Source organism: Helicobacter monodelphidis (assembly GCF_003288845.1).
Classification (GTDB): Bacteria; Campylobacterota; Campylobacteria; order Campylobacterales; family Helicobacteraceae; genus NHYN01.
In genome coordinates this window covers 36,436-42,957 of the sequence record NZ_NHYN01000015.1, presented here as the reverse complement: position 1 = coordinate 42,957, position 6,522 = coordinate 36,436, and the positions used below count along the sequence as shown (strand labels likewise).

The 6,522-nt window shown below is 30.1% G+C and carries 7 protein-coding genes; all 7 read right to left on the bottom strand.

Going from position 1 to position 6,522, the window contains the following annotated elements:
• A partial coding sequence (locus CCZ01_RS07105) for a hypothetical protein (RefSeq protein ID WP_112052524.1) occupies positions 1-713 on the bottom strand: 713 nt, incomplete at its 3' end.
• Entirely contained in the window at positions 706-1,419 is a 714-nt protein-coding gene (locus CCZ01_RS07100; RefSeq protein WP_112052523.1) for a hypothetical protein, read from the bottom strand. The genes CCZ01_RS07105 and CCZ01_RS07100, both read right to left, overlap by 8 nt.
• A 93-nt stretch (positions 1,420-1,512) precedes the next feature.
• Positions 1,513-2,187, bottom strand: a complete 675-nt coding sequence (locus CCZ01_RS07095; RefSeq protein WP_112052522.1) for a hypothetical protein — start codon at positions 2,185-2,187, stop codon at positions 1,513-1,515.
• Positions 2,180-3,319, bottom strand: coding sequence for a bacteriophage T4 gp5 trimerisation domain-containing protein (locus CCZ01_RS07090; protein WP_112052521.1), 1,140 nt, complete (start codon positions 3,317-3,319; stop codon positions 2,180-2,182). Before CCZ01_RS07090 ends, CCZ01_RS07095 begins: the two co-directional genes overlap by 8 nt.
• Positions 3,320-4,243, bottom strand: coding sequence for a hypothetical protein (locus tag CCZ01_RS07085; RefSeq protein ID WP_112052520.1), 924 nt, complete (start codon positions 4,241-4,243; stop codon positions 3,320-3,322). It lies immediately after the preceding gene.
• A 308-nt stretch (positions 4,244-4,551) separates the two neighbouring features.
• Entirely contained in the window at positions 4,552-5,400 is an 849-nt protein-coding gene (locus CCZ01_RS10850; RefSeq protein WP_112052519.1) for a hypothetical protein, read from the bottom strand.
• A gap of 2 nt (positions 5,401-5,402) precedes the next feature.
• The gene (locus tag CCZ01_RS07075; protein ID WP_258436967.1) at positions 5,403-6,488 is read right to left on the bottom strand and encodes a hypothetical protein; all 1,086 of its coding nucleotides are present in this window, start codon (positions 6,486-6,488) and stop codon (positions 5,403-5,405) included.
• Positions 6,489-6,522: the final 34 nt, after the last annotated feature.

Sequence of the window (6,522 nt, the reverse complement as noted above, 5' to 3'; positions counted from 1 at the left end):
TATGTGAGCTTTTCTATATTTTTTAAGGGTTTTCTAGCCTTGATATATTCTTCATCATCTAAACTAAGCATATATTCTATCAAATGTGGTTTCATAAGTTCATAGATTTTATGAAAAAAAGGATAGTGCTCCATATCTATAAGCATATCGGGGATAGAAAAAATTCCTGTTTGAATCTCTAATCCTTCAAAATATACAATATCGCCAAACAAACTCAAAATACCAAGAACTTTGATTTTACTATATGTGTAAAATTTTCCTAGTGGCAGAGTGATGTTTTTAGTCAAATAGTGTTTGATGATGAGCTTATCTTTGGTAACACAAAGTCCCTTATAATTCAAAGCAATAAATATATTTTTAAGGTCCAAAACAATACTAAGAATGCAAACTATAATAGCAAGAAATTTGCCAAAGGAATTATCTAAGGGTAAAACTAATGGAAACATTATATATATAACAAACCATAACATTGCGATATTTACAATATAATATAATATTCTTTCAAATCTTGCACCTATACTATTTGATTTATTCAACTCCCAAATAATCTCATCATCATTAGAATCTAGCTTGATAAAATCTTGATTGATGAAATCTTGCTTTTTAGATTCTGTATTATTTTGAGATTCTATTTTATTGGATTTTGCATTATCTTTAGAAATTATTTGAGATTCTATGCGTAAGCCTCTATCAATATTCTCTTCATCAGTCATTTTTTGCCTCTTTTCTTAAAGAATCTATTTCATCAAGATATGTGAGCTTTTCTATATTTTTTAAGGGTTTTCTAGCCTTGATATATTCTTCATCATCTAAACTAAGCATATATTCTATCAAATGTGGTTTCATAAGTTCATAGATTTTCTCAAAAAAAGGACCTACATCTATATTACCTATAAGTATATCTGGCACATAAAGGGTATTATTACGATTCCAAGTCGTAAAACCATAATCACAACTAATCACTACAAATGGTGAATTGGCTGGTATATAATAATAAACATAAAAACTTCCAAATTTCCAAATAGTATCTTTGGTAAAGTGATATGTAACAACTATCTTATCTTTTGTTAGATATAACCCCTTATAATTAAAACCAAAGAAAACATCTTTAATTACAAGAAGATAATAAAGAATGAACACTGCTATACCAAGAAATTTACCAAAAGAATTATCTATGGTGAAGATTTTTGGGATAACGAAATATGAGATAAATAGTGTAGCTATAATTCTAATCCCACAATATAAGATTAAACCAATTTTTGACTTTTTTGATTCCCAAACTATCTCATCATCATTAGAATCTAGTTTTTTGGAATCTTGATTGATAGATTCTGTATTGTTAAAATCTTGTTTTATTTCTTTAGGATTAGTGCTAGATTTTATATCTTTAGATTCTAACTCTTGTTTATTTTCATTCATTCATTACTCCTTGTTTATAAATCCTAATTCTCTTCTATAGGAATCCTCTCAAATGCAGGAGAGCAAATACATAAACTTTTGTATATCGCAGTATCACATTGCTTTATCTTGCAAGTTTGATTTGACATCTCTTTCCTCCCTAAGTTTATCTATTTCGTTAAAAGGAATGACTATAAGATATACTTTTTTCTTAAGCTCTAAATAATTTTCTTGTGCTAAGTTTAATAAATATTTTGTATAGTGTTGCTTGATAATTACTTGAAATTCTTTTAAAACATTATCTTCAAATTCGTGTTGAAAAATATCATATTTAATCATTCCATTAAAATCTAAAAAAACTATTGTATCATTCACAAAAAGTGCACCTTGTAAATTATCATTACTTTCATATGTGCAAAAAGTCCCTAAAGTCAATACAATATCATCTCCTCTATTTCTCTCAATAATAAGTTTGTCTTTTGTAATATATATTCTTTTAAAATTTATCGATACAAATATACCTCTTAAAAGTAAAGATATTACAAGAGAAAGAAATAATATTACCATTATCATACCCCAACGAAAAGAAGCGTATTTAAATAATACATAGATATAAAATATTATAAACACAATTCGAGAGATATAAAACCATATTTTTAAAAAACTTATACCTTTCTTTTTTCTCAACTCCCAAATAATCTTATCATCATCAGAATCTAGCTTTGTTGAATCTGCATTTGCTTTGTCTTTTTGAGATTCCCTATCATTATCTTTTATTATCTCACTCACTTTTCACCTCTCCACCTTTGACTACTAAACCATTAGCATCTAATATTGCTTCTACTCCTCCAGCCTTTAAGACTATTTTATCACCTGAAATTGTGATAGTAGCTTCGCCTACTTTATGGGTGATTTCATTTCCTGCTTGTGTGATACAATCACTTTGTAATTCTAGCGTAGCATTGTCAGCTTGAAGCGAATATTGCTCCTCTACATTGTGCTGCATAGATTTTGAGCTAAAGGCTGTATTGTCTTTGACATTAGTTGAAAGATTTTGTTGCACATCTATAAATATTTCCTTTTCCACATTCTGTGTGAAACTTCCTTGTATGTGAATCTGTGATTCTCCTCTCACATTCTCTATTCTTTCTCCATGAATAGATTCTATTGTATTGCCTTGTATAGTAGTCTCTTTATCCCCTCCTACATATTCACTACTATTCTTTGCTACTCTTAATTTATTATCTATTCCTATATTAAGAGTATGACTTCCTCCTACTATGGTATCTTTAGAGAGTGCTACATTGGTGAGATATTCTGCTCCTACTCTTATATCTTTTACTCCTAGTATTTCTTGTTTATGATATTTGTTGATAGATTCTGTGTAGTTGCCTTTGACTTGAGAGTCTTTATTATGTTTAATCCTTTGAGTAAAGTTATGCTCTATTATCTCATCATAATCTCTTTGTGCATGAAGATAGATTTGTTCTTTGTCTTTGATATTAGAGAGAGTAAGTTCATTGATACCAGATTCTATGGTGTAATTATGAGATGATGTGAGAGATGATGTAGGGGTATTAGAATCTGTCTTATTATTTATCTCTTCTTTTGTGGAAGTTGTATTATTTATAGATTGCCACGAATCTTGAGATTCTTGCAATGATATTTGAGTAGTATGAGAATCTCCACTATTGTTTAATGATGAAGTATTATTCTCTTGTGTATTATGAGATTGCAGTGATGAAGTAGGATTATTGATAGTCCTTGCACTCAAACTTGTCTTATGCTCATCTCCCTTAGGATTTATAAGAGGAGGATTACTCACATTATACAAACTAGAACTAATATAGGGCTTATCTATATCATTTTCTAAATAGCTTATAATCACTTCATCTCCTACTCTTAGAGCATGAAAACTCATTCAAAATCCCCAAGAAAGTTGAGATTTGTGGATATATCCTTCTACCCTCTTGCCTATTTTTTCTGTAAAATATACTTGATACCAGCCATTTATTGGCAAACCTTTTGTGTAGAGTTTTTCTATAAATTTTACTTGTGTATTATTGTCAAGATATATTTGTCTTTGATTAATCCAAGATTCGCTTGGAATATATTTATCTTCTAACTTGTCATATTCCCAATACATAGAATCTGCAAGCTTAGCATTAGGATATTGTATTGCTATTTGTTTGATAATGTGAGATTCATTATTTGGCTTTTCTCTCACATTTACATACATATCTTTTGAATAAGTGTAGATTCTATCATCACTTGGATTATCAGAACAATATTTTGGTTGATATTGTGCTTTATATTCTGCACATATATTTTTGCGTTCCTTTGCAATCTCTTCATCTTCTTTATGGGTGGTTGCGAGTGCTTTTGATATTGTGATAATCTGCATTGAAATAGGTTTATCTATCCTTGCAGCCGTCCTTATTTGTATCTTTATAGGCAAAATAAGATAAGATTTGTCTTGTAGCCACTCTTTTATGTTTGGATATATGGCTTCAATCTTGTTGTATTCTATGGGTAAAATATGATTCATGCCATTATTGATATGCAGAGTTAAGAATCCTTTATCAGTGTCTCCACCCTGCATTTCATCATCATGGGTAATATAAAAAGCTACACCATAATCAACATTAGAGCAATTTATAGCAAAAGAATGAATCCCGCAAGGTTTTTTTGTAATATATAAAAATCCTTTCACCATTTGATAAATATAAGGCTGATTGATAGGTTCAAATAAAGTGATATAGTTTATTTCATGTGGATAAATATTTTTAATATATCTGGGTATTACTTTTTGCAAATTTTGCTTTTGAGATAAACTAGAATTCATAGTATATGCTCGTAAATATATTACCTTTATTTCCTTGTTGATACCATATCTTTCTACCCAGCCACTATCAAAAATAGAATATTTTTCTCCCATGTTAGAATTGGCAGTATTACTATCTTTTTAAAAAGATTTTTTCTCATAAAATTCTATATTTCTATACATAAAGCTATCATCTCTAGCATAAAGATTTACAACTATAACACATAATAAACATAATAATAAAGATTTCATAATCACTCCTTGTCTTTTGTGATTTGCTCTGTGATTTTGATGATAAAGTTTTTCATCGCATTCCTTTATCATTTCTCTTATCTCGCACAGCCATAGCTCACTTGGCTTTCATGTATCACGCCATAGATTGTCTTGCTTGTGTCTTTAGATTCTGGTGGGATATAGGCGACTTTTAGCCATTTAGGATTTTTAGTATCCCGCCCTAATTCTAAAATCAAACCCTTGTTCTCTGCACTTTCTATTGATTTACACAAGTCTCCCATTTCATCTTTTTGTATCGCTCTTAGTATCTTACCATTTGGGGATTCTCGTAGGTTGATATAAGAATCTTTGGAAGCGTAGGATAATATATATTCGCTTGGAAGAAATTGCTTAGCTATATACCACTTTCTTATACTGCTTAAAACCTTTACATCATTGGCAATGGTCGCATAATATGGCGTATCAGCTTCACTATCTAAAGATTTGTGAGTAATATAGTAATTTTCCAAAGTTAATATTGCGCGTATTGCTATCCCACCTAAGATATATTCATCTATTGGATTTAATTGATTTGGTAAAATATTATAGATTTGCAAGAAACTATTTTTTTGAAATGAGACATCTTTTTTGAGTGTATCATTTAAAAATATAGCTGTATTAATAGCTGTATTATCATTTGCAAAAAGTCTAGGTAAATCATTTGGAATATCTGGAAAAAATACCAAACGCCAATAAAAATCGACTTCATCTTGATACATTTGCCATTCAAGTATTCCACTTAGTGTTACTTTCCCTCCATAATATATTTTTCCCTCTGTTTCTTTGTCTTTATATAAGGTGCTATTATAAGAAATTTGACTTGATAGCATATCTTGAAAGTGTGCCTGATACACACTAGCATACATAATACTAACAATAAAAAATATAGAAACCACTAAACGCATTGTTACTCCTTTTCTGGTGGGTAAGACTCAATTTTATCTTTTTCTTGAATCTTGATAATAAAATTCTTAATTGTGCTTTTTGATGGATTGTTTGTGCCAAGAGCATAGTTTTTAAAAGATTCTGTATCATGTTCAATAAGAGTTATATACAATTTTGCAACGGCATTGACTGTGCTATTCCTATCTTTTGCTATCCATCTTTCTTTTTTCCATTTCAACTCATTTGTTGGCAAAAGACAACCTGTACTCCACTCGCCTGTATCACCATAATGAATTAAAATTCCATTTCTGCTTGTCCCTATCACACTATTTTTACTATTTTTAGGTTTGAGTTGTGGGACGATATGAATATGTTTTGTCCCAAAAGTTTTCCTATTATCTTTATTGTGTTTGCAAGTTGCAATATTGCAATATAACTGCTCTATGTTTATATTTAAATTTTTCATTGTCTTTTGCAAATCGTCCAAATATCTTTCTTTATTGTTCGGATTTTCTGCCATCAGGGCTGGACTATCAATATTTGATTTTTTCCAAAATACCTCATATTCTCCCGCTGGTATCCTTATGTCTCCACCAGCTATTTTTTGTTGCTCTTCTGCTGTCCTGCTTTTCTTTGGATTATAACCCGCTGGTTCTATAATATAGCCTTTTATATCTTTACCTTCTGAATCTTTAACTATTTCATCATCTAACTTTAAACTAAACTCACTTATAGTAGCCCAATACTTAAAATCTTCATTGTTTGGACTATACTCCCATTTCCTCACAACCTCTAGCACCATTAGTCCTGTGCCACCCTCCACCTCCAATCTCACCCTATCAAACCCAAAGCTTTGTTTGTATTGTAATAGTATATCAGCAAATTGAGAGAATCTATCATCAAGAAGTATTTCGGGATTAATGATATTTTGTGTATTGTGGTTTGTGATAGTAGCTACAATATCATTTTTAGAATCTAATACATTGAGTGTATAGTGTTGTTGTGCTAAAGGTATGGGTGGGAGAGAATCTATTTCTATTCTATACTCTTTAGATTCTTTAATCATTTCTTTTGGATTACTAAGGCTTAGAGAATCTAACTTAAACACTTTATCTCTCTTTCTCTCCCCATACTCTACTATC